The sequence below is a fragment of the Flagellimonas ulvae genome, assembly GCF_049333175.1.
Taxonomy (GTDB): Bacteria; Bacteroidota; Bacteroidia; order Flavobacteriales; family Flavobacteriaceae; genus Flagellimonas.
This window is the reverse complement of the sequence record NZ_CP186325.1, coordinates 1,292,436-1,319,194: the sequence shown is the minus strand read 5'-3', so window position 1 is coordinate 1,319,194 and position 26,759 is coordinate 1,292,436. Positions and strand designations below refer to the sequence as shown.

The 26,759-nt window shown below is 36.2% G+C and carries 29 protein-coding genes; 2 read left to right on the top strand and 27 right to left on the bottom strand.

The window, feature by feature from the left end; all coding sequences use genetic code 11:
* Positions 1-12: 12 nt before the first annotated feature.
* The 20 genes from ACOKFD_RS06015 to ACOKFD_RS05920 all read right to left on the bottom strand — a co-directional run bounded on the left by ACOKFD_RS06015 (position 13) and on the right by ACOKFD_RS05920 (position 16,476).
* Entirely contained in the window at positions 13-594 is a 582-nt protein-coding gene (locus ACOKFD_RS06015; RefSeq protein WP_422860414.1) for a TIGR00730 family Rossman fold protein, read from the bottom strand.
* A 239-nt stretch (positions 595-833) separates the two neighbouring features.
* Entirely contained in the window at positions 834-1,691 is an 858-nt protein-coding gene (locus tag ACOKFD_RS06010; protein ID WP_422860413.1) for a GNAT family N-acetyltransferase, read from the bottom strand.
* Positions 1,692-1,752: 61 nt separating this feature from the next.
* Complete coding sequence (locus tag ACOKFD_RS06005; protein ID WP_422860412.1) at positions 1,753-2,097, bottom strand: hypothetical protein; 345 nt, start codon at positions 2,095-2,097, stop codon at positions 1,753-1,755.
* Positions 2,098-2,214: 117 nt separating this feature from the next.
* Positions 2,215-3,246, bottom strand: a complete 1,032-nt coding sequence (locus ACOKFD_RS06000) for a hypothetical protein (protein ID WP_422860411.1) — start codon at positions 3,244-3,246, stop codon at positions 2,215-2,217.
* Positions 3,243-3,476 carry a hypothetical protein gene (locus ACOKFD_RS05995; RefSeq protein WP_422860410.1) on the bottom strand — a complete coding sequence of 78 codons (234 nt, stop codon included), beginning with the start codon at positions 3,474-3,476 and terminating at the stop codon, positions 3,243-3,245. Before ACOKFD_RS05995 ends, ACOKFD_RS06000 begins: the two co-directional genes overlap by 4 nt.
* 91 nt (positions 3,477-3,567) lie before the next feature.
* On the bottom strand, positions 3,568-4,023 hold the full coding sequence (locus ACOKFD_RS05990) for a GNAT family N-acetyltransferase (RefSeq protein WP_422860409.1): 456 nt from the start codon (positions 4,021-4,023) through the stop codon (positions 3,568-3,570).
* A gap of 345 nt (positions 4,024-4,368) precedes the next feature.
* Positions 4,369-5,643, bottom strand: coding sequence for an amidohydrolase family protein (locus ACOKFD_RS05985; RefSeq protein WP_422860408.1), 1,275 nt, complete (start codon positions 5,641-5,643; stop codon positions 4,369-4,371).
* 102 nt (positions 5,644-5,745) lie between these two features.
* Positions 5,746-6,243 (bottom strand): DUF4199 domain-containing protein, encoded by a 498-nt coding sequence (locus ACOKFD_RS05980; protein ID WP_422860407.1) that lies wholly within the window; start codon positions 6,241-6,243, stop codon positions 5,746-5,748.
* A 111-nt stretch (positions 6,244-6,354) separates the two neighbouring features.
* Positions 6,355-6,867 carry a response regulator transcription factor gene (locus ACOKFD_RS05975; RefSeq protein WP_422860406.1) on the bottom strand — a complete coding sequence of 171 codons (513 nt, stop codon included), beginning with the start codon at positions 6,865-6,867 and terminating at the stop codon, positions 6,355-6,357.
* A gap of 149 nt (positions 6,868-7,016) precedes the next feature.
* Complete coding sequence (locus ACOKFD_RS05970) at positions 7,017-7,568, bottom strand: DUF2262 domain-containing protein (protein WP_422860405.1); 552 nt, start codon at positions 7,566-7,568, stop codon at positions 7,017-7,019.
* 205 nt (positions 7,569-7,773) lie between these two features.
* A complete protein-coding gene (locus tag ACOKFD_RS05965; RefSeq protein WP_422860404.1) occupies positions 7,774-8,247 on the bottom strand; it encodes a doxx family protein in 474 nt (157 codons plus the stop codon).
* Positions 8,238-9,140 (bottom strand): phosphatase PAP2 family protein, encoded by a 903-nt coding sequence (locus tag ACOKFD_RS05960; RefSeq protein ID WP_422860403.1) that lies wholly within the window; start codon positions 9,138-9,140, stop codon positions 8,238-8,240. The genes ACOKFD_RS05965 and ACOKFD_RS05960 overlap by 10 nt, the downstream gene beginning before the upstream one ends.
* 58 nt (positions 9,141-9,198) lie before the next feature.
* Positions 9,199-9,777, bottom strand: coding sequence for a sigma-70 family RNA polymerase sigma factor (locus ACOKFD_RS05955; RefSeq protein ID WP_422860402.1), 579 nt, complete (start codon positions 9,775-9,777; stop codon positions 9,199-9,201).
* 170 nt (positions 9,778-9,947) lie between these two features.
* On the bottom strand, positions 9,948-10,844 hold the full coding sequence (locus tag ACOKFD_RS05950; protein WP_422860401.1) for a carboxypeptidase-like regulatory domain-containing protein: 897 nt from the start codon (positions 10,842-10,844) through the stop codon (positions 9,948-9,950).
* Between the two features lie 262 nt (positions 10,845-11,106).
* Positions 11,107-11,613, bottom strand: a complete 507-nt coding sequence (locus ACOKFD_RS05945) for a hypothetical protein (protein WP_422860400.1) — start codon at positions 11,611-11,613, stop codon at positions 11,107-11,109.
* Positions 11,614-11,726: 113 nt separating this feature from the next.
* Positions 11,727-13,172 (bottom strand): serine hydrolase domain-containing protein, encoded by a 1,446-nt coding sequence (locus tag ACOKFD_RS05940; protein WP_422860399.1) that lies wholly within the window; start codon positions 13,170-13,172, stop codon positions 11,727-11,729.
* 76 nt (positions 13,173-13,248) lie between these two features.
* Entirely contained in the window at positions 13,249-14,034 is a 786-nt protein-coding gene (locus ACOKFD_RS05935; RefSeq protein ID WP_422860398.1) for a tetratricopeptide repeat protein, read from the bottom strand.
* 225 nt (positions 14,035-14,259) lie between these two features.
* Positions 14,260-14,826, bottom strand: coding sequence for a hypothetical protein (locus ACOKFD_RS05930; RefSeq protein WP_422860397.1), 567 nt, complete (start codon positions 14,824-14,826; stop codon positions 14,260-14,262).
* 265 nt (positions 14,827-15,091) lie between these two features.
* Positions 15,092-15,523: a DUF4304 domain-containing protein gene (locus ACOKFD_RS05925; RefSeq protein ID WP_422860396.1), complete on the bottom strand. Its 432-nt coding sequence runs from the start codon at positions 15,521-15,523 to the stop codon at positions 15,092-15,094.
* Between the two features lie 137 nt (positions 15,524-15,660).
* Positions 15,661-16,476, bottom strand: a complete 816-nt coding sequence (locus tag ACOKFD_RS05920) for a hypothetical protein (protein ID WP_422860395.1) — start codon at positions 16,474-16,476, stop codon at positions 15,661-15,663.
* Positions 16,477-16,614: 138 nt separating this feature from the next.
* On the opposite strand from ACOKFD_RS05920, the gene ACOKFD_RS05915 reads away from it, so the two are divergent.
* Complete coding sequence (locus tag ACOKFD_RS05915; RefSeq protein WP_422860394.1) at positions 16,615-17,166, top strand: tyrosine-type recombinase/integrase; 552 nt, start codon at positions 16,615-16,617, stop codon at positions 17,164-17,166.
* A gap of 212 nt (positions 17,167-17,378) precedes the next feature.
* On the opposite strand, the gene ACOKFD_RS05910 is transcribed toward ACOKFD_RS05915, so the two are convergent.
* The 3 genes from ACOKFD_RS05910 to ACOKFD_RS05900 are packed head-to-tail and all read right to left on the bottom strand — an operon-like array spanning position 17,379 to position 20,906.
* Positions 17,379-18,581: a hypothetical protein gene (locus ACOKFD_RS05910; protein ID WP_422860393.1), complete on the bottom strand. Its 1,203-nt coding sequence runs from the start codon at positions 18,579-18,581 to the stop codon at positions 17,379-17,381.
* Between the two features lie 54 nt (positions 18,582-18,635).
* Entirely contained in the window at positions 18,636-19,751 is a 1,116-nt protein-coding gene (locus ACOKFD_RS05905) for a hypothetical protein (RefSeq protein WP_422860392.1), read from the bottom strand.
* Positions 19,752-19,805: 54 nt separating this feature from the next.
* Complete coding sequence (locus ACOKFD_RS05900; protein WP_422860391.1) at positions 19,806-20,906, bottom strand: hypothetical protein; 1,101 nt, start codon at positions 20,904-20,906, stop codon at positions 19,806-19,808.
* 397 nt (positions 20,907-21,303) lie between these two features.
* Between ACOKFD_RS05900 and ACOKFD_RS05895 the strand changes: the two genes are divergently transcribed.
* Positions 21,304-21,495 (top strand): hypothetical protein, encoded by a 192-nt coding sequence (locus ACOKFD_RS05895; protein WP_422860390.1) that lies wholly within the window; start codon positions 21,304-21,306, stop codon positions 21,493-21,495.
* A 3-nt stretch (positions 21,496-21,498) separates the two neighbouring features.
* On the opposite strand, the gene ACOKFD_RS05890 is transcribed toward ACOKFD_RS05895, so the two are convergent.
* From ACOKFD_RS05890 to ACOKFD_RS05875, 4 genes are read right to left on the bottom strand one after another with little or no spacing between them, the layout of a single operon-like run.
* Complete coding sequence (locus ACOKFD_RS05890) at positions 21,499-22,767, bottom strand: adenylosuccinate synthase (protein WP_422860389.1); 1,269 nt, start codon at positions 22,765-22,767, stop codon at positions 21,499-21,501.
* Between the two features lie 12 nt (positions 22,768-22,779).
* Positions 22,780-23,235, bottom strand: coding sequence for a Fur family transcriptional regulator (locus ACOKFD_RS05885; protein WP_422860388.1), 456 nt, complete (start codon positions 23,233-23,235; stop codon positions 22,780-22,782).
* Between the two features lie 39 nt (positions 23,236-23,274).
* Positions 23,275-25,479 carry a RelA/SpoT family protein gene (locus tag ACOKFD_RS05880; protein ID WP_422860387.1) on the bottom strand — a complete coding sequence of 735 codons (2,205 nt, stop codon included), beginning with the start codon at positions 25,477-25,479 and terminating at the stop codon, positions 23,275-23,277.
* 44 nt (positions 25,480-25,523) lie between these two features.
* Positions 25,524-26,756 (bottom strand): M48 family metallopeptidase, encoded by a 1,233-nt coding sequence (locus ACOKFD_RS05875; RefSeq protein ID WP_422860386.1) that lies wholly within the window; start codon positions 26,754-26,756, stop codon positions 25,524-25,526.
* Positions 26,757-26,759: the final 3 nt, after the last annotated feature.

The window sequence follows — 26,759 nt, the reverse complement described above, 5'->3', positions numbered from 1 at the left end:
TTACGTGTTGGATTAAATGGTTTCTTTGGTTATCCATTTTTTAACGGTAGGTGCTTCGTATGCTCTCATTTTGGTTAAAAGCTCGTCGATGTTTTCACTTACCAAAACCATTTTTCTATTCACTTCTTTTAAAAGGCCTTTAGCTACCATCTTATTTAAAAAATCAATTAAGTCATCGTAAAAACCATTAACATTTAGTATTCCAATGGGTTTTTTGTGAAGTCCCAATTGGCCCCATGTGAGCATTTCAAAAAGTTCTTCCAATGTTCCAAAACCTCCAGGCAGAGCAATTACTCCATCACATAGCTCATTCATTTTTGTTTTCCTCTCGTGCATTGAGTTGACCACAAGTAATTGAGTCAGTCTATCATGCGCAACTTCTTTTGACTTTAGGAAATTGGGCAAAACACCTATAACCTTTCCTGAGTTTTCCAATGCTCCATCCGCAACGGCCCCCATTAATCCTACTTTTGCGCCACCATAGACCAATTCAATATGCTCAAGAGCTAACTTTTTTCCAAGTTCTTTGGCTTGAAATTCAAATTCTTCTTCCGTTCCTAAACTTGAACCGCAAAATACTGTGATCCTGTTCATTTACTTGTTGTTTCTTTTTTCAAAAGACGAATATAAAAGACTTACTACGACAAAAAGACTTAAAAAAAGTAATGCCACGGATACGTCTTCCACAAGGAAAAAACTTGTATAGGCGGCAACTATAGTAATCAGAATCATAAATATCCAAATCCCATGAACTATTCTTCTTTTTGTTCTCTTTCTCATATGCCTAAAATACATGTTTTAAAAAGTATACAGGAGCAAAGAAGCACCTATAATCAATGGTTAGCGACTTTGTTAATTTTTAAATGCATTTCTAGCTGCTCCAGATAATTTTCGAATCCAATTGAATCAAAAAAACTCATAACATTTTCTGCTTTTTTATCAACGTTAATGATTGAACTTGTATTTCCATATTTTTTTGCCAATTCGGCCATTAAACTGGAAGCTATTCCTTTTCGCCTTAAATTCTTACTTACAGCTATTTGTTGTATTCTCTTGTTTTTTGGATTAAAAATAACGTAACCTACAAATTGGTTTTTAATGTATGCTCCAAGTGAATGGTTGGCCGTCTTTAATTTATCCACCGCTTCTTTTGAATTTTGCCATGTTGGATGTATATCCCAAAACGATTCCATTTGTCTCCATGGATAACTTTGAAGTTCTTTAATCGCTATTGCTTTGTTGATTTTGGGAGCGGTAAAATCTCCTTTAAAGCAAGCTAATTCCCTGATGGTTTTAAAGCCCGATTGTTTATAGGATTTTATGGCTTGAATATTCTTGGATATTACCTCAAGTATGACTTTGTCAACTCCATTTTTTTCTAAAATGGACAGGCTATACTGGTACATTTTTTTTGTTAATCCAGAACCTCTTTTTTTGGGAATAACACCTGTTCCTCCATTATATACTACTTTTTGATTGTTAACGATGTCAAATCCATGTAGAATAAATGCTACAAGCTTTTTATTTTCAAAAACGCCAACTGACAACCCAGGGTCTGTCTTATCAACCATCATTTTTGATGCTAACTGTTCTTCTGTCAATTTAAAAGGAACGAAATAGTCAGAAAACGATTCGTTGAAGGCACTTAAGATTTCTTTGTTATCTACCCCCTTTAAATTCCTAATCTTCATTTTTTAATGAATCAAATGTCAAGTTTCGTGAGTTTTCCAAATGAAAGGTATTGTGTTCAAGCTATTTTTTCTTTAATCCACTTAGATTGACAATGTCAATTAGATAGTCAAGATTGGAGATTAGTTGGTTTAAAATAGCCTCCATTTTTATGCCCAATTCATATTCCTTGGTATAGGCAACAAAAACGTCTCCCTCTGGTTCAAAATAGACCTTTATAAGGTCTAACCCCATGTCTTTTGCACTCACTTTCAATAAAAGCTCCCAGAGCCTTCCATGCGTAAGGTCATTTTTGTCTACTAATAAACTAACAAAATCATTATCCTCTTGTTCAGGTAACCAAATGGTATAATTCCCATTTATTTTGGATCTTTCAATTTTGCATTTATAGATGTCGTAATTTTTCATTTGCCAAATGAATTCTAATCGCTCTAGTCTAAGAAAGGTGAGAGATTTGTATACTGTACTTTTTTATTGGGCTATAATAATTGCTTAAAGACGTTGAGGTGTATGGTGTTTTTCAATTTACGGTTGAAAAATATAAAATGCTACTTTTTCTTTAGGAATGTATATATGGCCATTTTCAATTAGCTGATTAGTAATATCAGTATAGAGTATGTGGTAAATCCAAATAAAATATTCCTCATAAGATACTTCTTTTTTGTATAGTGTTTTGTTGTACTCTTCTCTGATCATAGAATCATAGTGATTAAGCACTTTTAATAGCTTTGGTTTGAAAAAGCCAGCGAGGTTCATTAATCCATTATTACAGTCAGGAGTAATGACGGGATATTTAAAACTTGATGTATCAGTGATATTTGCATATTGCTTTTCTATCTCCTTATTCAATTCAACAACCTCTTGTAGATATCTTTGATTTCCATATCGACAGAGGGCGAAACCTTGTTTCATTTCTACTTGATTTCCATAGATTCCCAAAGCTTCATAGTCAGAATCAATAGGTTTCTCCTGAAAAGAAGCATAATAATTTTTATTATTTCTTTTAGGTCTTTCTTTTCCCAAATATTCAGCTTCTACGTTGTTAATCTGCCCATTATCCAACAAAACATTACTCAAAATGAGTAATGAAATATCCTTGAAATTGAAATCTTTCATGCACTCTATTTGCTGCGTTTTATGCTTAATCGAATCTATATTTACCTCTATTTCTTTGGTAACGGCATCTGTAATGGGCTTTAAGTATTCAGAAATTTTTTTGTCTTCATTTATGGGGATAATCATAACGGAAGCAAGCGCTTTATTATCTGTTGTCTTTTTAATGAAATCTGCTTGTGACAATAGATTCAGGTGAACATTAAACTCTTCGTCTGTCCATTGGAAATAGCTTTGAATCTGCTTCAAATTGTATCCCTTATGAAGAAGAATAGGGATGTATTTTAGTGAATCTTTATTTGGATTAAAATTAGGTTTGTTGTCTCCTCGGCTAATCATTTTAAATTCCCAATCATTTGAGATATCTGATTCAGCAATTTCTTTACTCTCTTTACAAGAGAATACTAAAACCACTATCCAAAAAATATGTAATACTCGTTTCATCTTTTACGTTTTAAGTTCACATTCTGCAAAGCATTGTGGAGTGCGGTAGAGCATTCCTTTGAAGCGTCTGGGCTAGAATTAGTTGCGTCGTTTACACCAATAATCTGTAGGCTATTTAGGGTACTTTCTAAGTAGATATCAGTTTTACCAAAAACACTTTTACCATTTTCTTGGGCATAAGATTGCCCTATCAAGCAAGTGATTGGAAATAGTTGTAAAGTGAATTTCATTCGCTCTATTTGTTTCAAGGATAGATTAGATTCGAAATTGTTACAGTTTCTTAAGAATCACTATTGCATATATAGTGTTGGAAACTGTTTTTTATTCAAAATGCATTTTCATTCCCTCATGGGTGGATTTAAACCCTAAATCTTCATAGAATTTGATTGCTTTCGGTCGTTTTTTATCCGTTGTCAATTGTAATACATGGGCATTTCGTTCTTTAGCTTTGTTAATTGCCCATTTAAACATTGTTTTTCCAATTCCAAGTCCTCTTTGGTCCTTCCTAATTCTAACCGCTTCTATTTGTGCTCTAACTCCTCCGCGATAGGTCAGATATTGAATAAACGATAATTGTAGCGTTCCAATAATTTCAGAGTTCTCGTTTTCCACAACGATCAGTTCCTGATTTGGGTCAGTGTTTATGTTTTCAAATGCGATAAGATATTCAACTGGCAAGGGTATTTGGTAATTTTCTCGTGTTTTTCCGAGTTTATCATCCGCAATCATTTCCACAATTTTGTCGAGGTCGTTTTTGGTCGCTTTTCTAAATTTCATTTTTTAGTTTGGTTTAACTGGTTTTTTGCCAAAGTTGGACTCTATGACTTGTGAAACCTGTGCTGAGTATGGCATATACCCCTTCTTCGCATCATTTATTGGCTTGAATAAAGTTGAGATATTCCGAGCAACTATCTATGTTTTCAATATTTTTTTTGAATCACTATCTCTATCAATCTCTATTTCTTTTTTCTCTGATTTACACCCAAACATAAGAGCTATCATTAAAGATACTAGGGCTATTTTCCTCATTTCTTAGTTTTTATTTAATACTGGCCAACGGCTTAGTATACACCTAGTGCAACCATTTAGGGAGTAGTATTGTATATATTATATTGAAGGTAATCACTTATTTAGTATTATTCCTTGCTTAACTTTTAAGACTATTGAATTATTGATTCCATTAATGCTTTTTAATGGATCTGAATTTAAGACCAAAAAACTTGCTTCGTACCCCTCTTTTAAGAATCCGATTTTTCTGTTAGGAAATATGGTTTCAGCCGAATTCTCACACCACATTTTAAGCAGTTCAACATTGCTAAAGATACCCAAATCATGCAGAAACTGGAATTCACCAACGGAATTATCATTATACATGTCCGACCCAATTGCAATCGTAACACCTTCACTATTAAGTGTTTCAAGGTTTGATTTTATATTCTCAACCAGTTCTTCATAGTTGGGCTCATCTTGTTTTTTAGATACTAACGAAATTGTAGTTGTAACAACAGTACCTTTGTTTTTGGCTAAGATTGCATCCTCTCGTGATAACTGTTTTCCATTATCAATTTCCGGTAGGTGCGCAATTTCATCTATACCAGCATTTACGGCAACTCTAAAGTCGTTGGCCGTTTCAACGTGTGCACTGACGCGAAGATTATTTTGGTGTGCCCTTTTGACAATTTCAGGAACCAATTCAGGGTTTAGTCCCTTGTTCCCAAAGTAAGTGGTATCGTTTTTTCGTTTTTCATATTCTTCCGAATAAAGAATCATTATTTTAATGAAATCGGGTTCAAACGACAATACTTCACCCCACTTTTTTTCCAAATCATTCAAATCATCTATGACAAAATAACCATGGGATTCAATTTCTTCAAGACTATTAAAGAGTCCATCAAATCGGCCGTATCCAAGAAATCTTTTTCTTAATGCTATTGGGTGACCTCCACTTCCTGTAAGGGGGGCATGAGCTAGACTAATATCAATTCCTTCTGGCTTGTTGTAATGGTGCATCAATGGGTCTATGCGCTTTTTAATAGATGAAAGCATCTTTACATAAAATACACCATTACTGAGGTAAGCGTCAATTCGTTCTTCTAACTTGTAATCGCTTTCCAAGTTGTGGTTATGAGCTTCTGCAAATGGTGGAATGACGTACATGCCTTTAAGGTCAATTATGGTGTCATTTTCGGTTTCATTTTTGGAAAAGCTTAGGATACCCTTACGAACCCAAACGGTTTTGTTTTCAAAGGTATTTCCATTGAACCATTTACCGTTGACTAATTTTATAGATAGACTCTTAGGGTTCTCAATCGCTGTTTTTGTAGTATCTGTTTGGTTTAGTTTACATGAAACAAAAGCAAAAGTCAGAACAAAAAATAAGTAGCTACCTGCCGTCATAGTATTTTAGTTTTTCAATCAATTTGTTTATTGAAGGACTTCTCTTTTAGTTGAATGTTGCACAACGTGCATTAATTACAGCCATTGTTGGCAGGGGCTATTTTATTTTTTCTTGACAATAAGAGCACTAAATAAAGCTACTATCATTCCTATAGGCAATACCTCCATATAGGTAATTAAAACAGCAAATAAAGGATTCTTGTACATTTCCTTAAAGTCTGCCATTTGAGCGGTTATGGCCTCAACTTCATCTGGAGCAGAATTTCTTATAATATAGTCAGCATAAATGTCAATAAAATCGGGGGCAAACAAATAATAATATAAAAGGCCAACCACAACATAAATTGTAGAAGCAACAAAACAAATTAGCGCTCCTGTCTTAAATGCCTTAGAAAAGCCAATCTTACCATCAAGATAGTTGTTTCTATAATTTCTTACTCCAAAATAAATTAGAGAAAACATGATGACCATTGTTGCATACCCTACTACATCGTTCCCTTTGTAATCAGGATTTGAACTCATCATGTTCATATGGATAATTGAATTGGCGCTTATTATTAAACCTATCACAGCACCAAAAATCAGGATGACTTTTTTCATAATTATTGGATTTATAGTTTGTTTCGAAACTATAGTATTGAAGAATAATTCTCTTCATACTTTGGTACCAATTATTGAAATTCAGCAATTTTATAATTAAAAATTATTTCCCTACTCCACAATTTTCATTTTTTTGGCAGTGGTAATAGCTTGAAACCTGCTACTTACATTCATCTTCGTATAAAGGTTGGAAACATGAGTTTTTATAGTGCTAAGTGAAAGAAACAATTTTTCTGCAATATCAGAATTGCTATACCCTTGAACTATGAGCTTTAAAATTTGATATTCTCGAGTTGTCAAATTCAGCCTTTTTAAACCAGCTTGATTTACTATAAATTCTTTGGGTTTATAAATCGTAATAGGTTTTTCCACAAAAACAGTTTGTGTTTTTGGCTTTATTGATTGCGAAGCAATCCATGCACCCAACATGGTGAATATAATGGCGAGTAATCCAATGTAGATATCAATTGCGTTTTCCATAATTAGAAAATTCCATTGCAACCATTTTAGCCCAATTATTAGGCTTGCAGTGGCTAATCCATATAAAATAATGTGTCTGACACCGTTATCTAAGTTCATTTTACACGAAATAATTTTAAGGAAATTGTACAATGCTTTTTTCATAATTACATACAACGGTCTGGGCTATGATTTCGGTCTGGAAAATCCGTATGGATTTTACGATTTAGCAATCACACCGTATTAAAAGTAGGAAATATTCTTTGTGGTTGGAGGTTAAGGGCTGAAGTATAGCCTTTGTTAGCATACGTTTTTTATCCACGAATATTTATACTAGATAGATTATTTTTAATGCCCAAATCCACAACAATTTGATGTTCCCAAAACAAATCGTCATCGTCAAAAGTCAATTCTGAACTCCCATCTCCGTAAAATGTGATTCCGTTTAGCTCAATCCGTTTTATAAATTCACTATTCGAGATTTCAGATTCGTTTTCATTGAGCCAACTATCATTTTTTAAAGGGACAAGCTTTTTTGCGATACCATTTTTTAAAGTTTCTTCATTGTTAGAAATCCAATTCAGTTTATTATTTATCAAGTCAATAAATTTATTTTCATTCAGTTCAATTTCGCTTGGGTTGTAAGCTATTTTCACTTGGTTGCCAAAAAGATTGATTTTAGATGAATTAGTAATCAAAGCTTTTTTTCCCTTATAATTTTCTTTCTTTTTAGCTTGAGGAAACTTTTCGAAAAAATCTCCGCTCAATTTTAAAGAAAGAACTTCAAAATCTTCACTTTCAGTTTTAAAGTCAGACTTCGACAAGTTGTATTCCCCTTTTTTCTTAAATCTTGAAAATAATGCCATAGGTCTTCTCAAATGTATGCTAAAGCTTATTGTTTTGTTTTTGTTGTTTGTCTAAAGCTAAATCCATAAGATTTAGCGACTATAGAAATATACACAGACCTTTCGGTTTTGCCTAAAAGTCCGCATTACATTTAGGTTTTGTTGGCAACTGGCTCTTCAGTCTCAAGTGTTCTATAGTATCTTCGATTTGCTTTTTAAAGAAACATCAATCCAAACTCGGTTGTGAAATGCAAATTTTCTCATCTGAATTTGAATAACAAAATCTTTGGTTGATTAGCAACAATGCACTAAACAGCACAAGATTTTTAATAATGTATTGCCCCAATAATGTAGGGATTAAAATTCCTGTGAACACTTCAGACGGAAATAGAAGTATTGGTGAAAATGTCATAATCAGATGCCCTAACGTGAGTGGTACAATCATTTTTTTAAAAATATTTCCGATTAAAAATAGCCCAAAAACAGTTTCGATGATAGCTAGTATCAAATAGTTCATTTCACTGGAAATAAGCCCTAAAGTTAGTTTGTCCATTGTCCGTTGTGCCATTGTTTCTGCGGGACTCGTGTTTGGAAAGAATTTAAGAACTCCAAACCAAAGAAAGACAATGCCTATAGAAATCCTTACAAACGCTATTGGCCAAGGGCGCAATAATGTTTCAATTTTATTAATTAGTTCCATTCGCCTTTTGCTTTCAAGAAATCGTTTTGAAATTTTTCTGTATGCCACATTAACATCAACATGCGGTGTGCAAGTTGCCTTGCCGCTTCTTCATCACTTGGGTAATGTACACCCATAATTTCTCTTGAAAGCCCAATTTCATAGGCCAGTTTCACAAAATCATCTCGTTTTTCAGGAATCAATTCGCCAAAAGTATACGCCTGTATATATGCCCACAAGGTATGCCCGCTTGCAAATGATGGTGAACTTATAGTTTTCAGAGGCTTTAGTTCCAATTCCAGTTGGTATGGCCTTGCTCTAACCAAATGATATTTTACCGCAAACTCCATTAATCGCATATCATTCATAATGCCCTGTAAAAGCCTTGATGTTTCTGGAAAATTTTCAAAAGAGTACGTTTGGCCCAGTATCTCTTTACTTTCAAAAAAAAGGTTTTCAAGATTCTTCTCGTAATTAGGATGTGTTGAGACATAGTTGGCATCTGGCCAATATCCAATTTTTGCTAGAGCCAATACTCTTTCGGTTTGCTCTTTTGTTCGTTTTTTCTGTAACTCCAAAAGAAAGTCGAGTTCCGCTCTTGTCTGTTCGGAACTGTTCGCAGGAAATTTTACAGCCTTCACTAAAAAATCTACTTGGTTTGAAGTAAGGTAAACGGGCTTCGTTAGGGCGAACAGTATAGTATTATTCTTGTATTTTTTTGGTGGGTACACAATAGTATCCATCCAAGCAGTAGATTGCCTCTGTTTACCTGAAAGTTCTTGAAGCTTTGCATAGTGGTTTATGCTGGGTTCTATTTCATGGATAGTTGAAATAGCCAAGTTTTGGGCAAGAATGGAATTAAGTCCAATGGTCAAGAAAATAATTCTAAAGACTATTTTTTTTCTGTTTGTCATGATTATAAAATTTAAGATTTATAACCAAGACTGAAAACAGTGTAAAAAGACGCAAAAATTATCGATTATTTTTTGAAATGGTTGCCTGAAGGGGTTTGCAGGAATCTTTGAGTGTAATGTCACTAAGGCCTTTCGCGTCCTCCATATTAACTTGGAAGCAGGTGAAAACTTCATTTTTTAAGAGTTCACGAGCTCTTTGTATTCTGCTTTTGGTTGCGGTTAGAGACAAGTTTAATTTATTTGCTATATCCTGTTGTTTTAGTTTTTCTATGTCTGACATACGTAGCGGCACTCCATATTTTTCAGGTAAAAAGTCAATTAGAGCTGACACAAATGGTTCGATTTCGAGATATACATTATCCTCTGTTTCTTCTTGGATTTCTCTTTCCAAACCAACATATTTTTCACTTTTTTTTAGATAATCTATGGTGGTGTTATGTGCAATTTGGAAAAGCCAGGACCTAACATTCTTTATTTTAACATCTGAACAGCAGGAATCTATTACTTTCATTAGAACGAGTTGGTTAATTTCGTCGGCTATTTCTAAATCCTTTGTCTTTTTGAAAATGTAGCCTTTTAGTCCACCCTTGAACTGTAACCAGATATCTGATGCCTGACTATATTTCTTAATTTTCATTTGGTGTAAGTTATATTTTTCAGCTTGCTCACAACGGTATCGGCTATGACTAGTTGCGGACTTTTACAACGGAAAATGTCGGCCTGAGACTAAAGATAATTGATTGCAGGAAATTCAACAGGTGAATTTCCGTCCGCAATTAATCATACACCGTGTTGTAATGCGTTTTTTTATTCTTCCCTTTTTTTCAGATAGTAAGTGAACTGATATCCAATTCCAAGACTTATTTCGTTAAAACTCCCAATCCTATTGTAGCGGATGAAACTGGAAAGTCGCTTGAAATTCCGTTTAATATCGACTTGATATGCACTCAAATCTCTGTAAATACTTGTTTTAGCGTTAACTGAAGCATAAAATGGTGGACCAAGCCAAGTTCCAAGTCCAATAAGTGGTCCATTTGACTTTACAGTTTTGTTTTTGTCCAATTCAACATAATTTACGTTGCTAAAGCCTGTAATAACTTGTACTCCATGTAGGTTGATTACGTTTTCAATACTATAACTATTCGAATCGATGTTATTGTCGTAATTTAAATTTCTCACTGAAGAATTGATGTCTATGCTAAATCCACAGTCCACAAATAAGTGTTCGAGATTGATATAGGCATTCAAAAATCGGTTTTCGTTAAAATTGGTTTGATAGCCAATTCCAGTTTTTAATGTCGGTTCGCCAAAGATGGCTGGAAAAGACAAATCAAATTGCACTCCAATTGGATTGCCAACAACTCCACTCTGAGCATAAATTCCAATTTGTTGGTGGTCTAAAAAGCAAACTGTGCAATCTTCTTTTAAAAAGATTTCAAGAAATTTATTTTCACCGAGCTTATAGTCCATTGGTTGAATACCGACGTAGGAAAATGAAAGTACATTTAGTGAATCTGGAACATTGATTTTAAAATTTCCGTCGAAGTCAGTTTGAGTGCCAATTTTTGTTCCTTTTATAATCACAGATACCCCTGGCAAAGGCGATTTATCACCTTTAATTTTGACTATTCCCGAATATTCCGTTGTCTGTCCAACGGCGACTCCAAAAATTGAAAAGAAAAAAATTATTAATGTGTTCTTCAAAACTGGTTGGTTAATTTGGTTTGAAAGTATTGAAGGTTTTCCAGATGAAAAAGATTAAATGAGTGAAGTGGTCTTTTGAATTAGTCAAAATGCATTACAACGGTCTCGGCTATGATTTCGTTGTGACGACGTCTGCGAAGCAGCGGGCGAATTGGCGCTAAGGCAAAGCAAGATTATTCTGTCGAAATCCAGCCGTTTGATTTATACTTTTATTTTGGTGTGGCACAAAACCATAATGAAAAATAACTATTGCCAACAATGGTTATTTTTCATTCCTTTTATTCAATCTTTTAAGTCGGTTTATTTCGGATTTTTTAGTTCGTTTCAGTTCTTTTGTTCTAGTACAAAGGTCAGTCGAAAAATAAGGTTCGACTTTATTATTCTCGTCAAACGTATTTACTTGTAAATCCGTTTCATATGAGTAAATCAGATGTTCCGAGTTCAGCTCAAAATAATTTCCACAATCTGCTCCGCCACCAGAGGTCACAATGGTTATAAAATCCGATTTTTCTTTTCCTTTAATCAGTTCTTTAACTTTAAAAACAAATTCAATTCTATTAATTTCTCGGACGTAATATTTTCCTTTTTCGGTTGAGCTCGGGATTGAGTCATAAACTTTACCTTCATTAATTTCCACAACTTTTCCAGTAAAAATCAAGTCCGTATTTTCAAACCCATATTTAATACTTGACTTTTCACAAGAACAAGAATAAACTTTGTTTGTTGAAAAAATCAGAAGGAATATTATGATGATTATTGGGTTTTTCATAATTATTGCCAACGGTTTTGTAAATGAAAAGTAGTGGATTTTTAAGAACTAACTTTTCGGATTGTAATAAACTTTGGTTTTCAACTTTTAATTTCGTTTTATCACCAAAACCACTATTTTTTATATGCGTTGTTAGGTCCTGTTAGTTTTGGTCTAATTCGAGACATATAACCACCATAAAATTCTTTGAGAGCCACAACATTATTGACACTATCCCTTTCAAAACGCAGTCGATCATAAGGCCATTTCTCTATCCAAAAGACACCGTTTCCAAGGTTATACATTCTTTCTCCATTTTGAGGATTTTTATCAAAAGTATAGTAAAGGTTCTTGCTCTCATTTTCTTGTACTATGTAAGCAGTTTTATTTTCAGTATCCCCTGGAATTAGGTAACCGCCAACAAAATCAGAGAGATTACCTTCTATAACTTCATTTTCTCTATAATCAGGTTTCTTTTTGTCAAGTGCGATTAAAGCTACCTCGGAAAATATTTGTCTAGCATTTGCTGGGGTCTTATTTGTATTTACCATTGTAACAATTGTAGTCGATATTCGCGGAAAATGAAACATCATGCTATAAGTAGTGGCATCACCACCTGAATGTCCAAACATTATTTCACCTTCAAAATCTCCATTCTTAACTCCAAATCCGTATTCTGAGTAGTACCCAGAACTTAGGGAAGTCTTCGCCTTCATTAAATTGAAGGAGTTTTGAGAAATGATTGATCCGTTCATCCATTGATGTGGAAATCGGGCTAATTGCAATGCCGTATTTGTCATACCTCCATCGCCTTTTATCCAAGGCCAGTGTTTCCTTCTTGAAATTTTTCCATTATTTGGTTGAAAGTGTTTACTCATTATAGGACTTTCCATGCGTTTTGAAATCAATTGAATGTCGAAACCCGTAGGTTCGTTAATGACCCTATCAATATTGCTCTGAAATGATTTATCAGTTGCTCTTTCTACAATCATTGCCATGAGAACAAATCCCGAATTGACGTATTTGTAATGGGAGCCTGGTTCAAATTCTAATTCATGAGCCTTAAAGAACTCATAATAGTCTTTTTTTACTGGACCTATACCAGTGGCTATGTAAACGCTATCTATTGTAGTGGCATATTCTTTTAAACCAGAAGTCATAGAAATTAAGTGACGAAGCTTAATTTTTTCTCCCTGCGTTTGATTGGGAAAATCTGGTAATAAGTCAGATAACGAATGGTCAAGATCCAGAGTTCCCTCTTCAACCAGCTTCATTACAATTGTTGATCCAACTAACTTGGAAATAGATGCCATTAAGAAGTAGTGGTCATTGGTTGCTGGAATCTGTTGTAATGAATCAACATAGCCAAAACTATTATTATACAAAACACTATCCTTTTTGACTATGGCAATGGAAAAACCCATAACCTGGCCATCGTTGATAAACATTTCTCCAATAGAATCAATTTTAATTCCTAAGTCCGATTTGCTTTGAGAAATACTTTGTTTCTCTTTCTTACATGCAGTCAATGAAAGAATGGAAAGTAATAGGTAGATGCTATTAGTTTTAATATAGTTCATTTTGCTATTAATAGGACGTAACGGTCTCGGCTATGAATAGTTGCGAGGATTTTCAGAAGTAGGCGAGAACAAGCAATTATTTATAGTCATTGTTAGGGTGCGTTTTTATTTTCAGTTTATTTATTCCAGTTCGATATTTTTCTGATAAATAGATTTCGGTTGTGTCATTTCCATTACTCGAACTACTTCCTGAAATATTGATATGATTTTCTTTTAAAATCAACTTCAGACTGTCGGAATTTGTGGTCTTAATTAAAATATCTCTTTTTGGGTCAAATTCTAAAGTTCCGTTTCCTTGGTAAAATTCAAATTCGTTTCTGAAAGTTGTTATATATTCTTTGTTACTTTCTGTTAGCCAGTTTAATTCTAAAGTTCTATTCAATCTGCTAACCGCTTTTTCTTTTTCTCCAGATAATGTTTCTAACATTGCATAATTAACCAAAGACATTAAGTCCATTTCATCTTTAACTTTTGGTTTGTCAATTAATTCAAGTGCTTTTTTATAACTGTTAATTGCTTTCTGTTTTTGTCCGTCATATTCGTAAAGTCCGCCTTTTACTTGACAATAGTATTCAGTTTCTCTTTGTTCGGCTGGCACTTTTTCCAAAACCTCAAATGCTTTTTCTAAACTATCTTGCTCAATATAAACTCCAATTAATTCATATCGTATGAAAGTGTCTGATTGGTCAATTTCGATAGCTCTCAAGTAACTGCTTTTGGCATTTTCTAAATCTCCATTCATTCGATATTTAACTGCTTTTTCGTTCAATTCAGTCACACGTTTTTTATCCGCTTCCGAAATTGAATTTTTGCAACTACTTGCAATAAAAAGCAATAATATGATGTATGTTATATTTTTCATTTCAAATGCACCCTAACGGTCTCGTATAACCGTCAGTTACGGGTTATTAGCGTTTATTTTCGGTTTAGCACTGACGCTCGCAATTCCGACCTGCCACGCCTGGCAAGGCGGGGTGGATTCGCTTGAGCCTGCCCTGAGCGAAGTCGAAGGGTGGTCGAATCCGCCGACCAGAGCCGAGCGACTGACGAACTCCATTAAAAATAAGCTTTAGTGAGTAAATTGCGGTTATACATTGTTATGCAACGTTTTATCTTCTTTCCGGAACAGTAGCAAAGCCAATCCTATGGCAAAAACTAAACAGCTCAATAACATTAAAGTTCCATTGTTCCAAATAAAATATGAAATTCCCACAAAAGGCCCACCAATTATTACCATAAGCGAACTTATCGGGTTTGTTTTTATAAAGTTGAAAGCGTGAGTTGCTAGTCCAACAAAAAGAAAAGATGGCCCGATAATTACAAATGGATATAGAATTAATGGTGTATTACTAATTTGTTCACTCAATTCATTCCTTCCAACATTATCACTTCCAAAGCTCCACATAATGAAATCAATAGTACAGAGCCCGATATGGCCAATAACTCCAATTGCGGTTAAAATCGACGCAATAGAATTCAGGTTATTCTTTGGAAATACATTATTAAAATTAATTAGTAGTACAGCTCCAATCAGATTAAACCAATGAGCTAAATCAATATGTTTTTGCTCACTCAACGAGCCTTGAGAAAAAAACACATAACTGATTACAAAAAATATTAGTCCTAATAAGCATAACTTTTTTGTTTTAGTCATAAGAATTCGTTTTTCGTAATGTTGCACAACGGTCTCGTATAACCGTCAGTTACGAGTTAAAATAGCGTTTATTTTCGGTTTAGCACAGACGTTAGCAATTCCGACCTGCCACGCCTGGCAAGGCGGGGTGGATTCGCTTGAGCCTGACCTGAGCGAAGTCGAAGGGTGGTCGAATCCGTCGACCAGAGCCGAGCGACTGACGAACTCCATTAAAAATAAGCTTTAATGAGTAAATTGCGGTTATACAATGTTGGCAACTGGCTTTTTATTCGGTTAATATCTTAGTCCAATATTTTTCCATAATTGGAATTTGGTCAACCACTTTTTTTGATAGCTTATCATATTCGTTTCCGAAACTCAAAATCTTTTTTCGGTCGTATCTAAACCAACTGTTTTTTCCACTTTCTTCAGTCAGAGTATTTGGATAAATCCGTTGTCTTTCATTCAAGTCGTGAGCAGTCAATTTATTCAGCGGAATTATTTTCCCCCAATGAGTTTTATATTCTGATTCATTCCAGTTAGCGAGTTCGATTACAAATCCGCCACCATTTCGGTCAAATTGGAAAGTCAAAAGATTTGTTTTTCCGTTTTCAGTTTTTCGGAAATGAGGAAAACTACCTTTAAAATTTCTATTCCGTAATTCTGGAACGAAAATTTCTTTCAGCGATTTTATCATTTTATCTTTTGCGGTGCTCATTTTTCAGCTTGCTTACAACGGTCTCGGCTATGAGTAGTTGCGTGGGTTTGCGATTAACTTTACAAGTACACACCAAACTGAAAATCCGCGAGGATTTTCAGAAGTAGGCGAGAACAAGTAATTACTTATAGCCATTGTTACCTGCTGGCTTTTATTATTTCAGTTGTTTGGTCTGTTATACTTTTCGTTTGCAATTCAATACTAAATGCTTCCAATTCCGTTTTTAAATTCATTTCCATTTCCAAATAGAATTTAGTGAAGAATTGTTTTTTAATGTCATAATCGATTTGCCCTTTGCCAATTCCATCCAATTCCATTTCGTAATCTTTAGTTGCTGATTTTATTGTATAAACTTGGTCAAGGTCAAAATATCCAATTCCGTTTTCTACTTTTCTCAAAGTATAAATTGAGTTAATTTCCATTTCAATTGTCACATCGGCAATCGGCATTGACATTGGGTTTTTCTGTTCAAAACTTTCTCCAACTTTGATTTTTCTATTCGGATATTTGATTTGATTCATTTGAGATTCCATTGCAGGAAGAAGAGTTTTCTTCTTTTCTTCTGACATTGTTAATGAATAAATTGAATCTATTTTTGTTTTTCCGTCAATTGATTTTCCGAAAAATTTGGTTCCACTTGTTAAGGTCGGATTATTTGATTCTAACAATTCTATATCAATCGGAAATTCTTTTCCTTTCAGTTCAGCTGTTTTAGAAACACTTTTTAAAAGACTTGTATCTTTTGTTATAGTTGGATTTTCAACTCCGTTATTTTTTAAATTTTGAAGTATTTCGTCTGATGCAATATATTTTACATTGTTTTCCGAAATCTGCTTTTGAGTTAGCGTGTAATAGTAATTTGGTAAGTAACCAACTTTAAAATCAATTTCCTCTTGACTTTTACAAGAAGTAATTGAGATTGTCAATAAAATAATTAGGATTGTTTTCTTCATTTAGTTTTTCAGCTTGCAGGTAACTCGTTTATATCCTCAATTTATCCAATTTTTGCCATTATCCTACCCTTTTGGGAGGTTAAATCGCACTTTTTAGAGGAAATTCTATATTTTTAAAATACCAAATCTTGTTCCAAAATGGAAGGTTATACGCAACTGCAAAAGTTTCAAAAAATAATGGAACTTAAGGGGTACAGTCCCAATACCATAAATTCCTATATTTCTTGCCTAAAACTGTTTCGACAAACCATGGCGGTCAAATATTGGAATTCACTTCATGATACCGATATCCATCGAATTTGCCTGGACTTTTTCACCTTTAAAAGAATGTCCTATTCCTCCCAAAAACAAATGCTGGGAAGTTTGGCGCTCTTCTACGGAACTATGTTCAACAGAGAACTTGCTTTGGCAGATTTTAGGCCTTCCCGCAAGGCATTTAAACTATCCGTAGTGCTCGCAAAAAAGGAAGTGGAAACTATTTTAAACCTTACAAAGAACCTAAAGCATAAGGCCATGTTGGCTACACTTTACGCCCTTGGGTTACGAAGCGGAGAACTCTTAAATCTTAAAATTGTCCATTTGGATGGGGAACGGAATACCATAAAGACCACGATGGTTTACACACATGTAAGTGTTTCAGAAATTAAGCAGGTGGTAAGCCCATTAAATACAATTAAGCTTAATTGCTAGTTGTGTTTTATCTTTTTTGGCAAGTGTTTAAAAATCAAACAACTCCTTCAATTCTATCTTAAGGGCTCTAGCTATGGTGTAAAGCGTAAAGGTATTGGCAGAAACTTTGTGGTTTTCAATAAGCTCAATATGTTGTTTGTCTCGTTCACAGAGCCTTCCTAGTTCAGCTTGGGAAATATTTCATTCCTTCCATAATTACTCGATTCAAGAACCTACTTTTTAGAATCCAATAAAAGCTTTTCAATCTCTGATACTCGGCCGGCCAAAGATTTTAGCTCATGGAGCTCTTCGTTTAGTTCTTTTATTTCTTTTTCCTGTTGAATGGTGTAAAGGGTCAGCTCTTCTATTTTTTGTAATAATTTCGAGTCCATCTCTCCAAGATAAATTCCATTTTCTTTAACTTCTTCCGCACTTGGAATGTCCTTTAAATGTCCTTTTAGGTTGATATAATTTTCTACTTCTTCTAGCGTGGGCAATTTGTAGTTATCATAAAAAACAAAATCGGACCATCCAGTTTCAACCTTTATTTCTTTAGCTCTTATTTCTCCGTTAACGGCTAGTTTCCATGAACCCGCGTTTTTTGACCCTATTCCTACATTCCCATTGGAAGTATTGATGGTAAATGCATCCCAACTTTCTTGATTTGAGTATCTCGTGCCAATTCCGAAAATATTGCCTCCGAAATTTTCTTCAGAAAAACCAATATTTACACCAAGCCGTCCCCCATCCTGCCTCATTTGAATCAAAGGGTTATCGAATTCATTATTATTATCAGAATCTGCCTCAAGTCTAAAAATAGCGTCACCTGATGTGCCTGTTGAAACGTGTAGATTGCCTTGAGGTGATGTTGTTCCTATACCCATCTTTCCATCACTTTTTATGACAACTTTATCATTGGAGCCTGTATCTGTAACTGTTCTAAATCGAATTATGTCTCCAGATTTTGAGCCGAAATACAATGTTCCCGTACTATATATCTCGTTAGTGTCCATTATTAATGAATGACTTCCCTGAGAAGTCATAAATATGCCTCCAGAAGGATTCCACTTACCCCCAATATTAGAACTTCTCGATACTTGAAGACCAGTTAACGGAGAGGCTGTACCAATTCCGACATTACCATTATCCTCTATGAAAACAGTAGTTTGGTTTGAGCTGTTTCTAAAAATGAAATTTTTATTACCAGTCATATTTCGAAACTTCATTCCGTCTGTATCAACTAAAATCCTACCATCAACACCACTTCTTAATAAACCTATTCCAGAACCCCAACTTTGGGAGTCTAACCCACTAATTGTCAATTTAGCTAATGGGCTTGTGGTTCCAATACCGACTTTATCTCCAGTATCGGTAACTTGAGCTTTTAAACCAAAACTTAATGCAATCAATACAGCTAATAATAGATTCGTTTTCACAATAGATAGTATTTTAAGTTAATAGTAGTCATTGGAATTGGTTGAGAAGGGACTCTACTTTTTTTCTAATTTCTCCAGTCTTTTTTGTAGTTCAAGAAGTTTGTTATTGAGAGACTCTAAATTTTTAATTTTTTCGGCTTGCTTGATAATCTTCTTTTCTTGCTGGATAGTGTAAAGTGTAAGCTCTTCTATTTTTTTTAGCAGGTTCATATCCATTTCAGCTTGCATAACACCGTTTTGCTCAAATTCCTTGGCTGATGGTATTTCTGGAAGATGGTTGTTTTCTTCAATAAATTGTTCAACCTCATTTAACGTTCTCAACTCATAATCTTCTTTAAACACATAATCAGGCGCAGGAACACTAAGGTCAATTTTCACTTCTTCCGCGTGGATTTTACCTTTTACTGTAAGTTTCATGTCTGGGGAGATTGTTCCTATGCCTACAAAGCCATTATCACCTCCAAGTGTCATAATAGTCTTATCAAAAGCATCTCCGTTATTAAACCATTTTTGGAAACGTATCTGGTTAGAAATCTCGTAGAATTCAATTACGCCAGCGTCTCCGTTTTCGTCAACCAATGCAATTCTAGGCCTATTGTCAGCTACAGTCAAATTGTGCGTTACATCTATTGTACCTATCCCAACATTACCATTTGTAAAATCTAATGTCATTAAATTACTATTCCAAACCCCGTTATTCCAATTTTGGAACCTAAGTTGTTTAGAGGTATGATATTCTAAAATTGCGTTCTCCGAGAAACCTGAGTTAATAAAAGCAAGCCTAGAACTGCTATTGCCCTTTGATATTGATAATCGATAATCATAATTGTTTTCTCCTCCAATGGTTATATTGCCATTGTCAGAAATCGTCATTCGGGTGAGCAACCCAGTATTAAATTTAATATGAGTTCCTGAGTTAGTATTGTTCAAAAAGGACTCTAAAACCCCACCAGTCCCATCATATCCTATTCTAAAATGATTTTGCCCATTTAATCCGGCGAGCACATATGTATTTCCAGAATCATAGGCAGCAATGTTTCCTCCGCTAACCTCTAATTTTTGGGATGGGTTTGTGGTGCCAACACCAACTTTATCTCCAGTATCAGTCACTTGAGCTGATAGTCCAAAATTAATTCCAATCAGTACAGTTAATAATAAGCTCGTTTTCATAGTAGTCAGGTTTTCAGGTTAATAGTAGTTTTTAGAATTGATTGAGCAGAAATTCTAATCTTTTTCTAATTCTTCCAACCTTGTTTGAAATTCGAGAAATTTTTTATTTACTAAAATTAGCTGCTCATTTTTTTCTTCGAGGCTTTTTATTCTCTTTTCCTGCTGAATGGTATAAAGCGTCAGCTCTTCTATTTTTTGAAGCAACTTAGAGTCCATTTCTCCCAAGAAAATTCCATTTTCTTCTACTTCTTTGGCGCTTGGGATATCTTTGAGATGTCCCTTTTCTTTGATATATTTTTCAACTTCTTTTAAAGTAGGTAAGTCATAATCTTTCTCAAAAACAAAATCTGACCAACCTGTCTCTACTTTTATTTCTTTTGCTCTTATTTGACCGTTTACGGCGAGTTTCCATCCATTCGGATTTGTCGTACCAATACCAACACTTCCGTCACCCTTGACTAGCATTAAAGGTGTTACAGAATTATTTGTTTTAAACTCAATACTTTCACTATCCAGTCTGGTTTCCAACAATAAATTCCCTCCATAGCTTCTGATTTTATTTCCGTGTCCATTACCATGAAGTAATAAAAATCTATTTTGATTTGTAGGGTCTACTACTCGTGTATTTCCATTAATGGTAAGTTTATCAGTAGGATTTGTTGTACCAATTCCGACTTCCCCTGTTGTATTGATGAACATCCTTGTGGAAGTAGCATGTGTCTTAGAAGTTTTTGAATCTGTTTTAAAAGCCAATCCCCAACTACTTGAATTTAGTTCTTGTCCAACATAGGCCACATGATGGGTCGAAGAATTTCCAGTCCATCTGTAATAATATGATCCAGACGCATTGGTTCTTGAGGCATTCCAAGCACCATATTCTGAGCCAATTAGATTAGCGTTGCCCCATCCATAATTAGTTAAGCCAACGCCAATTGCATTATTGCTTCCATATATCTCTAATTTGCTTTGTGGGTTTGTTGTGCCGATTCCAACGTTACCGCCTGAATCTTGTAGGACCAAATTCATTGCTGTTGACATCCCGTAATCATAAGCCACTATCCTTCCATAGGCCCCTGAGCCTTGTAAAAGAACACCGCTTCTGTTCGGTCCCCCGCCGTTACCTATAAACGCCCTACCTGTTCCTGCTACTTCCAACGGCTCGTTTGGGCTCGTGGTTCCAATTCCAACATTTCCTGTGGTGGGAAAAGTGTTTTGAGCGTTAATTCCAATACTTGTTACAATTAATGTAATGAGAAAGATTTTTGTTTGCATAATGGTTCGGTTTTTAGGGCAGTTTTTAATTTTCCTAACTAAAATATGTTTAAGAAATATACTTAGTAGTAAGTTACTAAAACCTGTTTTAAATTGTAGGAAATTTACTGAGAAAAGTCTAAAAAATAGAAAATCCTCTTCAACTCAACCTTATGGGCTTTTGTTATGGTGTGAAGGTTATGCATTGGTGAAAACTTTATGATTTTCAAAAACGTCATAATCCGTTATGACCCATTGTTACTTTGGTTAGAGTAGTTTTACATCAAACCAAATCGTAAGTATGACAAATCAATCCCAACAAGATTTTCTGGAACACATCCAAGATAGCTATGGCTCTACCCAAGAGCTGGCCAATGTCTTGGATACTGGTGTGGAGATGCTTTTTTACCTAGAAGAAAATAGCTTTCACCGTAAAGATGTACAAAATGTAGCGGCTGCTATGCGGGCCGTTATCATTGCCTTAAGGCAATAAGGCTTAACGGTGAATGGTCTGCAACCTATCCGGTCCTACGGAGACAATCTTTATGGGCACCTGCAGTTCTTCTTCCAAAAAGGCGATGTAATCGTTCAAAGTTGGGGGGAGTTCCTCCGCGTTGGTCATTTTTGTCAAGTCTTTGCTCCAGCCCTTTACGGTTTTGTAGATAGGAGAGATGTTCTCGTTTTCAATATTATAAGGCAAATGCTGTATTTCTTCACCCTTATACTTGTACGCGGTACAAACCTTCAGGGTTTCAAAGCCACTTAAAACATCGGCCTTCATCATCATTAGCTCGGTAACCCCATTTACCTGTACGGCATACTTTAGGGCTACTAGGTCTAACCAGCCACAACGTCTGGGTCTACCCGTAGTAGCACCAAATTCGTTACCTACGCGGCCCATGGTCTCGCCGTCTTTATCAAAAAGTTCAGTAGGGAAGGGGCCACTGCCCACCCGTGTGGTATACGCCTTAAAAATGCCCAATACCCTCCCAATTTTGTTGGGTGCCACACCAAGTCCGGTACAAGCACCTGCTGCTGTTGTATTGCTAGAAGTAACGTAGGGATAGGTTCCAAAATCAATATCCAAAAGGGAGCCTTGCGCACCTTCGGCCAATATTTTTTTTCCTTCTCGCTGCGCGTTAAAGATGTATTCCTCGCTATCAATAAACGTGAGTTTTTTCAAAGTTTCTACCCCTTCGCAAAACTCATCTTCTAGCTCTTTTAAATCATACTCAATGTCTACATTGTAGAAATCAATCATGGCCTCGTGCTTGTTGGCCAGATTGCGATATTTGGTCTTCCAATTGTCAAATTCCAAATCGCCTACTCTCAAACCATTTCTTCCCGTCTTGTCCATATAGGTTGGACCAATACCCTTTAGGGTGGAACCAATTTTGGCCTTGCCTTTGGCCGTTTCTGAAGCGGCATCCAAAAGTCGGTGCGTAGGCAGAATCAAATGGGCTTTTCGGGAAATAAGAAGCTTCTTGGTATAATCCAAGTCAAACTTGTCCAAATTGTCCAGCTCTCTCTTAAAGATAACCGGGTCTATCACTACTCCGTTGCCCACCACATTCATGGCGTTTTTATGAAAAATACCGGAGGGAATCGTATGGAGTACGTGTTTTATGCCATCAAACTCCAAGGTATGCCCTGCATTGGGTCCCCCTTGAAAGCGGGCAATAATGTCGTAGTCTTTGGTAAGAACATCAACAATCTTTCCTTTTCCCTCGTCTCCCCATTGGAGACCAAGCAGTAAATTTACCATAAAATGTATGGGTTAGTCGGTTAGGTTTTCTTCTTTGTTTCGGGTTCCGTAAAAATAGAGCGAGTGGGTGTTTATTTTGATGTCAAAAACCTCCTCAATGGTTTTTTTAATAGACTGGATACGGGGGTCGCAGAATTCCACAACTTCACCAGTGTCCGTGAGAATCACGTGGTCGTGCTGACGGTCAAAATAAGACTTTTCATATTGGGCCTGGTTCTTGCCAAACTGATGTTTTCGAACCAGCTTGCAATCCAACAGAAGTTCAATGGTATTGTAAAGCGTGGCGCGGCTCACCCTGTAGTTTTTGGTCTTCATTTTAATGTAGAGCGATTCTACATCAAAATGGTCATCACTTTCATAGATTTCCTGCAGAATGGCATAGCGCTCTGGAGTCTTACGATGACCCTTTTCCTCTAAAAAAGAAGTAAAGACATTTTTTACAATTTCCTGATTTTTACTGTTCCCCATGGTTCATTCCAAAACTAAAGGACAAAGGTACGCTAAAATTTAAATTCTATCCACTCTGTCAATCCCTTCAATCTGCTTCAAGTTGTTGATGAGTTTTTTTAGGATGGTATTGTTTTTAACTATGATGGCTATCTTTCCTTTAAAAGTACCACCATCTGCACTAAAATTCAGGTTGCGCATATTTACGTGCATGTTGTCCGAGATAATATTGGTGATTTCGTTTACCAACCCCAAGTTATCAATTCCAGTAAGCTCAATGTCCACGGTAAACTCCTCTTGCGTGGAATCTATCCATTTGGCCTGCATAATGCGATAGGCGTAGTTGGATTGCATGGAAATGGCATTGGGACAGTTCTTTTTATGCACCTTTATGCCATCGCTCACACTCAAAAAACCAAAAACATCATCTCCTGGAATGGGATTGCAACATTGGGAAAGCTTGTAACTGAGCTTCTCTTCCTCCTTGCCAAAAACAAGCATATCGTATTTGGTGGTGATCTCGTCTTTATTGACATCTTTAGGAGTCGGATTTCTTCGGATTTTGTTCTTGAAGAAATTCAGAAAAGCATTATGATAGGTAGATGCAAAGTCCTTGAGCTTTTGATTGTCAATTACTCCGATACCCACCCTGTAAAAAAGGTCTAAACTGGTCTTTAGTTTGAAGTATTGCACCAGTTTGTTCACCGTATCTTCACTTAGGTCAATTTTTTGAGACTTAAGCTTGCGGCGCAAAATTTCCTTACCCTCTGCGGCAATGGACTTTTTTTCTTCGCTCAGTGAAGAACGAATTTTGGCACGGGCACGCGCCGTTTGGGCATAATCCAGCCAGCTTTGGTTGGGTTTTGCAATCTCTGAGGTTATGATTTCCACTTGGTCGCCACTATGAAGCGCTGTTCCCAGAGGTACCAACTTTCCGTTTACGCGAGCCCCTCGGGTCTTCATCCCAATTTCTGTGTGTATGTGAAAGGCAAAATCAAGCGCAGTGGCCCCTTTGGGCATGGATTTTAAATCGCCTTTAGGTGTAAATACAAAGATTTCCTTGGAATAGAGGTTGAGTTTGAATTCCTCCACAAAATCAACTGCACTACCGTTTGAAGTTTCCAAGGCTTCCTGTAAGCGGTTCAACCATTCCTCAATACCCTGTTCTTTTTGTTCCCCATGTTTGTATTTAAAGTGGGCCGCATAGCCTTTCTCGGCAATTTCATGCATACGCTCACTTCTAATCTGCACCTCTACCCATTTTCCTTCGGGCCCCATAACGGTAATGTGCAATGCCTCATAACCTGTAGATTTGGGTGAAGTAATCCAATCCCGCAATCGGATGGGGTTAGGGGTAAAGTGGTCCGTGACTATGGAATAGATTTTCCAAGCGAGAAACTTTTCATTCTTCCGGTCGGATTTATAGATAATGCGAATGGCGAATTTATCGTACACCTCATCAAAGGACACATTTTGCGCCTTCATTTTTCTGCGGATGGAAAAGGTGGACTTCATTCGCCCTTTTATCTCATAATTGAGGCCTTCTTTATCCAAAGAATTTCGGATTACATTGGAAAAGTCTTCAATATAGGCCAGCTGTTCTTCCTCTGTATTCTCAATTTTCGCCTGAATATCTTTGTAAACCTCTGGTTCGGTATACTTCAAACTGAGGTCTTCCAGGTGTGTTTTAATGTTGTAGAGACCAATTCGGTGGGCCAATGGCGCATAAATGTATAAGGTCTCCGAGGCAATTTTTACTTGTTTGTGCTCGGGCATGGCATCCATGGTGAGCATATTGTGATAGCGATCGGCAATTTTTATGATGATCACTCGAACGTCATCATGCAGTGTCAACAGCATTTTTCTAAAATTCTCAGCTTGTTGACTAATGTCCTTATCCTTCTTTAGGTGCGCTATTTTGGTAAGGCCGTCCACAATTCGTGCCACGGTCTCCCCAAACATCCGCTCAATATCACCCAAGGTGTACTCCGTATCTTCAACAACATCATGGAGCAGGGCAGAGGCAATGGAAACCGCATCCAAGCCAATTTTTGAAGCTACAATTTTGGCCACGGCAATAGGGTGGAAGATATAGGCTTCACCAGATTTTCTCCGCTGATCCTTATGGGCATCCACGGCAACATCGAATGCAGAGCGTATCAGTTTTTTATCCTCAGGGGTGAGGGTCTGGTAGCTGATACGCAGCAATTCTTTGTATTGCTTTGCAATTTGCTTGTTCTCTTTTTCTATCGCTGCCTCCGTCATAGTATATTAAAGTTACCACAATCCAAAAAGGTAAACAACAAAAATTATGCCTTTAGGTTTCGTATACGTTCTACCAGAGGAGGGTGGGAGTAGTGGACAAACACGTATGCTGGATGGGGTGTAAGATTGCTCAGATTGTTCTTGGATAGTTTTTTTAACGAGCTTATCAATGGAGTTGCCGCAAATGTCATTTTGGCATAGTCATCCGCCTGAAATTCAAACCTTCGGGATAAGAAGTTCATGGCTAACCCTGTAATTTCAGAAATAGGACTGTACAATAGCACAAAACCAACCAGACCGGCATGAAAACTGGGCTGCGATACACCGATGGCCAATGAAATCTCTGGAGTGTTTATGAAAAGGGAAAGAACGTACAAGGTAAGTCCCGTTAACATCAAGGAAGCCAAAAGATTGACAATAATATGCTTCTTTTTGTAATGCCCCACCTCATGGGCCAAAACAGCCACAATTTCTTCTTCATCCAAATCATTGATGAGCGTATCGAACAGCGTTATTCGTTTTTCTCTACCAAAACCTGAGAAATAAGCATTGGCCTTGGTAGAACGTTTGGACCCATCTATCACAAAAATCTTGTTCAGTTCAAAACCTACTTGTTTGGCGTAATTTTCAATGGCATGCTTCAAGCTTCCGTTGTCAAGTGGGGTTTGTTTATTAAATAGAGGTACCAAGAGTCTGCTATAAAACAGATTCATGAACAAAATCACGGCCGCAAAGAGAATCCATGCATATATCCAAAAGCTGGGGCCAGTCCACTGATAAAACCAAATAAACAGGGCCAATATGCCGCCTCCTATTAAAATGGTCAACAACCAACCTTTAAGAATATCCATAAAAAAGAGGCGTCGGGTTGTTTTATTAAAACCATAGGCCTCTTCAATGGTGAAGGTCTGATAGTACGAAAAAGGAATGCTGATGATATTACTTCCAATAGCTATACAGCCAAAGAAAAATAAAGCCATAGCTATGGTATCTTCAGTAATGGAACGCACCCAGGAATCTATCCATTCAAATCCGCCAAACCACAGAAAGGCCAGAGTGAAAAGGAGCGAAAAGCCATCTGAAAAAAGACCAAATCGATATTTTGTACGCTTATATTGCTGGGATTTTTGATATTCCTCGTCGTTAAAAACATCTTTGAGTTCTTGCGGTACGGTGGAAGAAAAGCGTTGGGCGTTGAGGTATTCCAATAGCTGGTGAACCAGATATTGCGCCACAAGAATAAAGATAATAATGTAGAATAGTGTAGTTTCTCCCATAGG

Excerpts from the sequence above, each read along its gene's own strand:
- ACOKFD_RS05895 (WP_422860390.1), top strand. The coding sequence starts at position 21,304 with ATGACAAATCAATCCCAACAAGATTTTCTGGAACACATCCAAGATAGC.
- ACOKFD_RS06000 (WP_422860411.1), bottom strand. The coding sequence starts at position 3,246 with ATGAAACGAGTATTACATATTTTTTGGATAGTGGTTTTAGTATTCTCT.
- ACOKFD_RS05985 (WP_422860408.1), bottom strand. The coding sequence starts at position 5,643 with ATGACGGCAGGTAGCTACTTATTTTTTGTTCTGACTTTTGCTTTTGTT.
- ACOKFD_RS05995 (WP_422860410.1), bottom strand. The coding sequence starts at position 3,476 with ATGAAATTCACTTTACAACTATTTCCAATCACTTGCTTGATAGGGCAA.
- ACOKFD_RS05965 (WP_422860404.1), bottom strand. The coding sequence starts at position 8,247 with ATGGAACTAATTAATAAAATTGAAACATTATTGCGCCCTTGGCCAATA.
- ACOKFD_RS05945 (WP_422860400.1), bottom strand. The coding sequence starts at position 11,613 with ATGAAAAACCCAATAATCATCATAATATTCCTTCTGATTTTTTCAACA.
- ACOKFD_RS05875 (WP_422860386.1), bottom strand. The coding sequence starts at position 26,756 with ATGGGAGAAACTACACTATTCTACATTATTATCTTTATTCTTGTGGCG.
- ACOKFD_RS05955 (WP_422860402.1), bottom strand. The coding sequence starts at position 9,777 with ATGAAAATTAAGAAATATAGTCAGGCATCAGATATCTGGTTACAGTTC.
- ACOKFD_RS05890 (WP_422860389.1), bottom strand. The coding sequence starts at position 22,767 with ATGGTAAATTTACTGCTTGGTCTCCAATGGGGAGACGAGGGAAAAGGA.
- ACOKFD_RS05940 (WP_422860399.1), bottom strand. The coding sequence starts at position 13,172 with ATGAACTATATTAAAACTAATAGCATCTACCTATTACTTTCCATTCTT.
- ACOKFD_RS05905 (WP_422860392.1), bottom strand. The coding sequence starts at position 19,751 with ATGAAAACGAGCTTATTATTAACTGTACTGATTGGAATTAATTTTGGA.
- ACOKFD_RS05930 (WP_422860397.1), bottom strand. The coding sequence starts at position 14,826 with ATGACTAAAACAAAAAAGTTATGCTTATTAGGACTAATATTTTTTGTA.
- ACOKFD_RS05980 (WP_422860407.1), bottom strand. The coding sequence starts at position 6,243 with ATGAAAAAAGTCATCCTGATTTTTGGTGCTGTGATAGGTTTAATAATA.
- ACOKFD_RS05975 (WP_422860406.1), bottom strand. The coding sequence starts at position 6,867 with ATGAAAAAAGCATTGTACAATTTCCTTAAAATTATTTCGTGTAAAATG.
- ACOKFD_RS05935 (WP_422860398.1), bottom strand. The coding sequence starts at position 14,034 with ATGAAAAATATAACATACATCATATTATTGCTTTTTATTGCAAGTAGT.
- ACOKFD_RS05970 (WP_422860405.1), bottom strand. The coding sequence starts at position 7,568 with ATGGCATTATTTTCAAGATTTAAGAAAAAAGGGGAATACAACTTGTCG.
- ACOKFD_RS05920 (WP_422860395.1), bottom strand. The coding sequence starts at position 16,476 with ATGAAGAAAACAATCCTAATTATTTTATTGACAATCTCAATTACTTCT.
- ACOKFD_RS05885 (WP_422860388.1), bottom strand. The coding sequence starts at position 23,235 with ATGGGGAACAGTAAAAATCAGGAAATTGTAAAAAATGTCTTTACTTCT.
- ACOKFD_RS05960 (WP_422860403.1), bottom strand. The coding sequence starts at position 9,140 with ATGACAAACAGAAAAAAAATAGTCTTTAGAATTATTTTCTTGACCATT.
- ACOKFD_RS05915 (WP_422860394.1), top strand. The coding sequence starts at position 16,615 with ATGGAAGGTTATACGCAACTGCAAAAGTTTCAAAAAATAATGGAACTT.
- ACOKFD_RS05990 (WP_422860409.1), bottom strand. The coding sequence starts at position 4,023 with ATGAAATTTAGAAAAGCGACCAAAAACGACCTCGACAAAATTGTGGAA.
- ACOKFD_RS05925 (WP_422860396.1), bottom strand. The coding sequence starts at position 15,523 with ATGAGCACCGCAAAAGATAAAATGATAAAATCGCTGAAAGAAATTTTC.
- ACOKFD_RS06015 (WP_422860414.1), bottom strand. The coding sequence starts at position 594 with ATGAACAGGATCACAGTATTTTGCGGTTCAAGTTTAGGAACGGAAGAA.
- ACOKFD_RS06005 (WP_422860412.1), bottom strand. The coding sequence starts at position 2,097 with ATGAAAAATTACGACATCTATAAATGCAAAATTGAAAGATCCAAAATA.
- ACOKFD_RS06010 (WP_422860413.1), bottom strand. The coding sequence starts at position 1,691 with ATGAAGATTAGGAATTTAAAGGGGGTAGATAACAAAGAAATCTTAAGT.
- ACOKFD_RS05880 (WP_422860387.1), bottom strand. The coding sequence starts at position 25,479 with ATGACGGAGGCAGCGATAGAAAAAGAGAACAAGCAAATTGCAAAGCAA.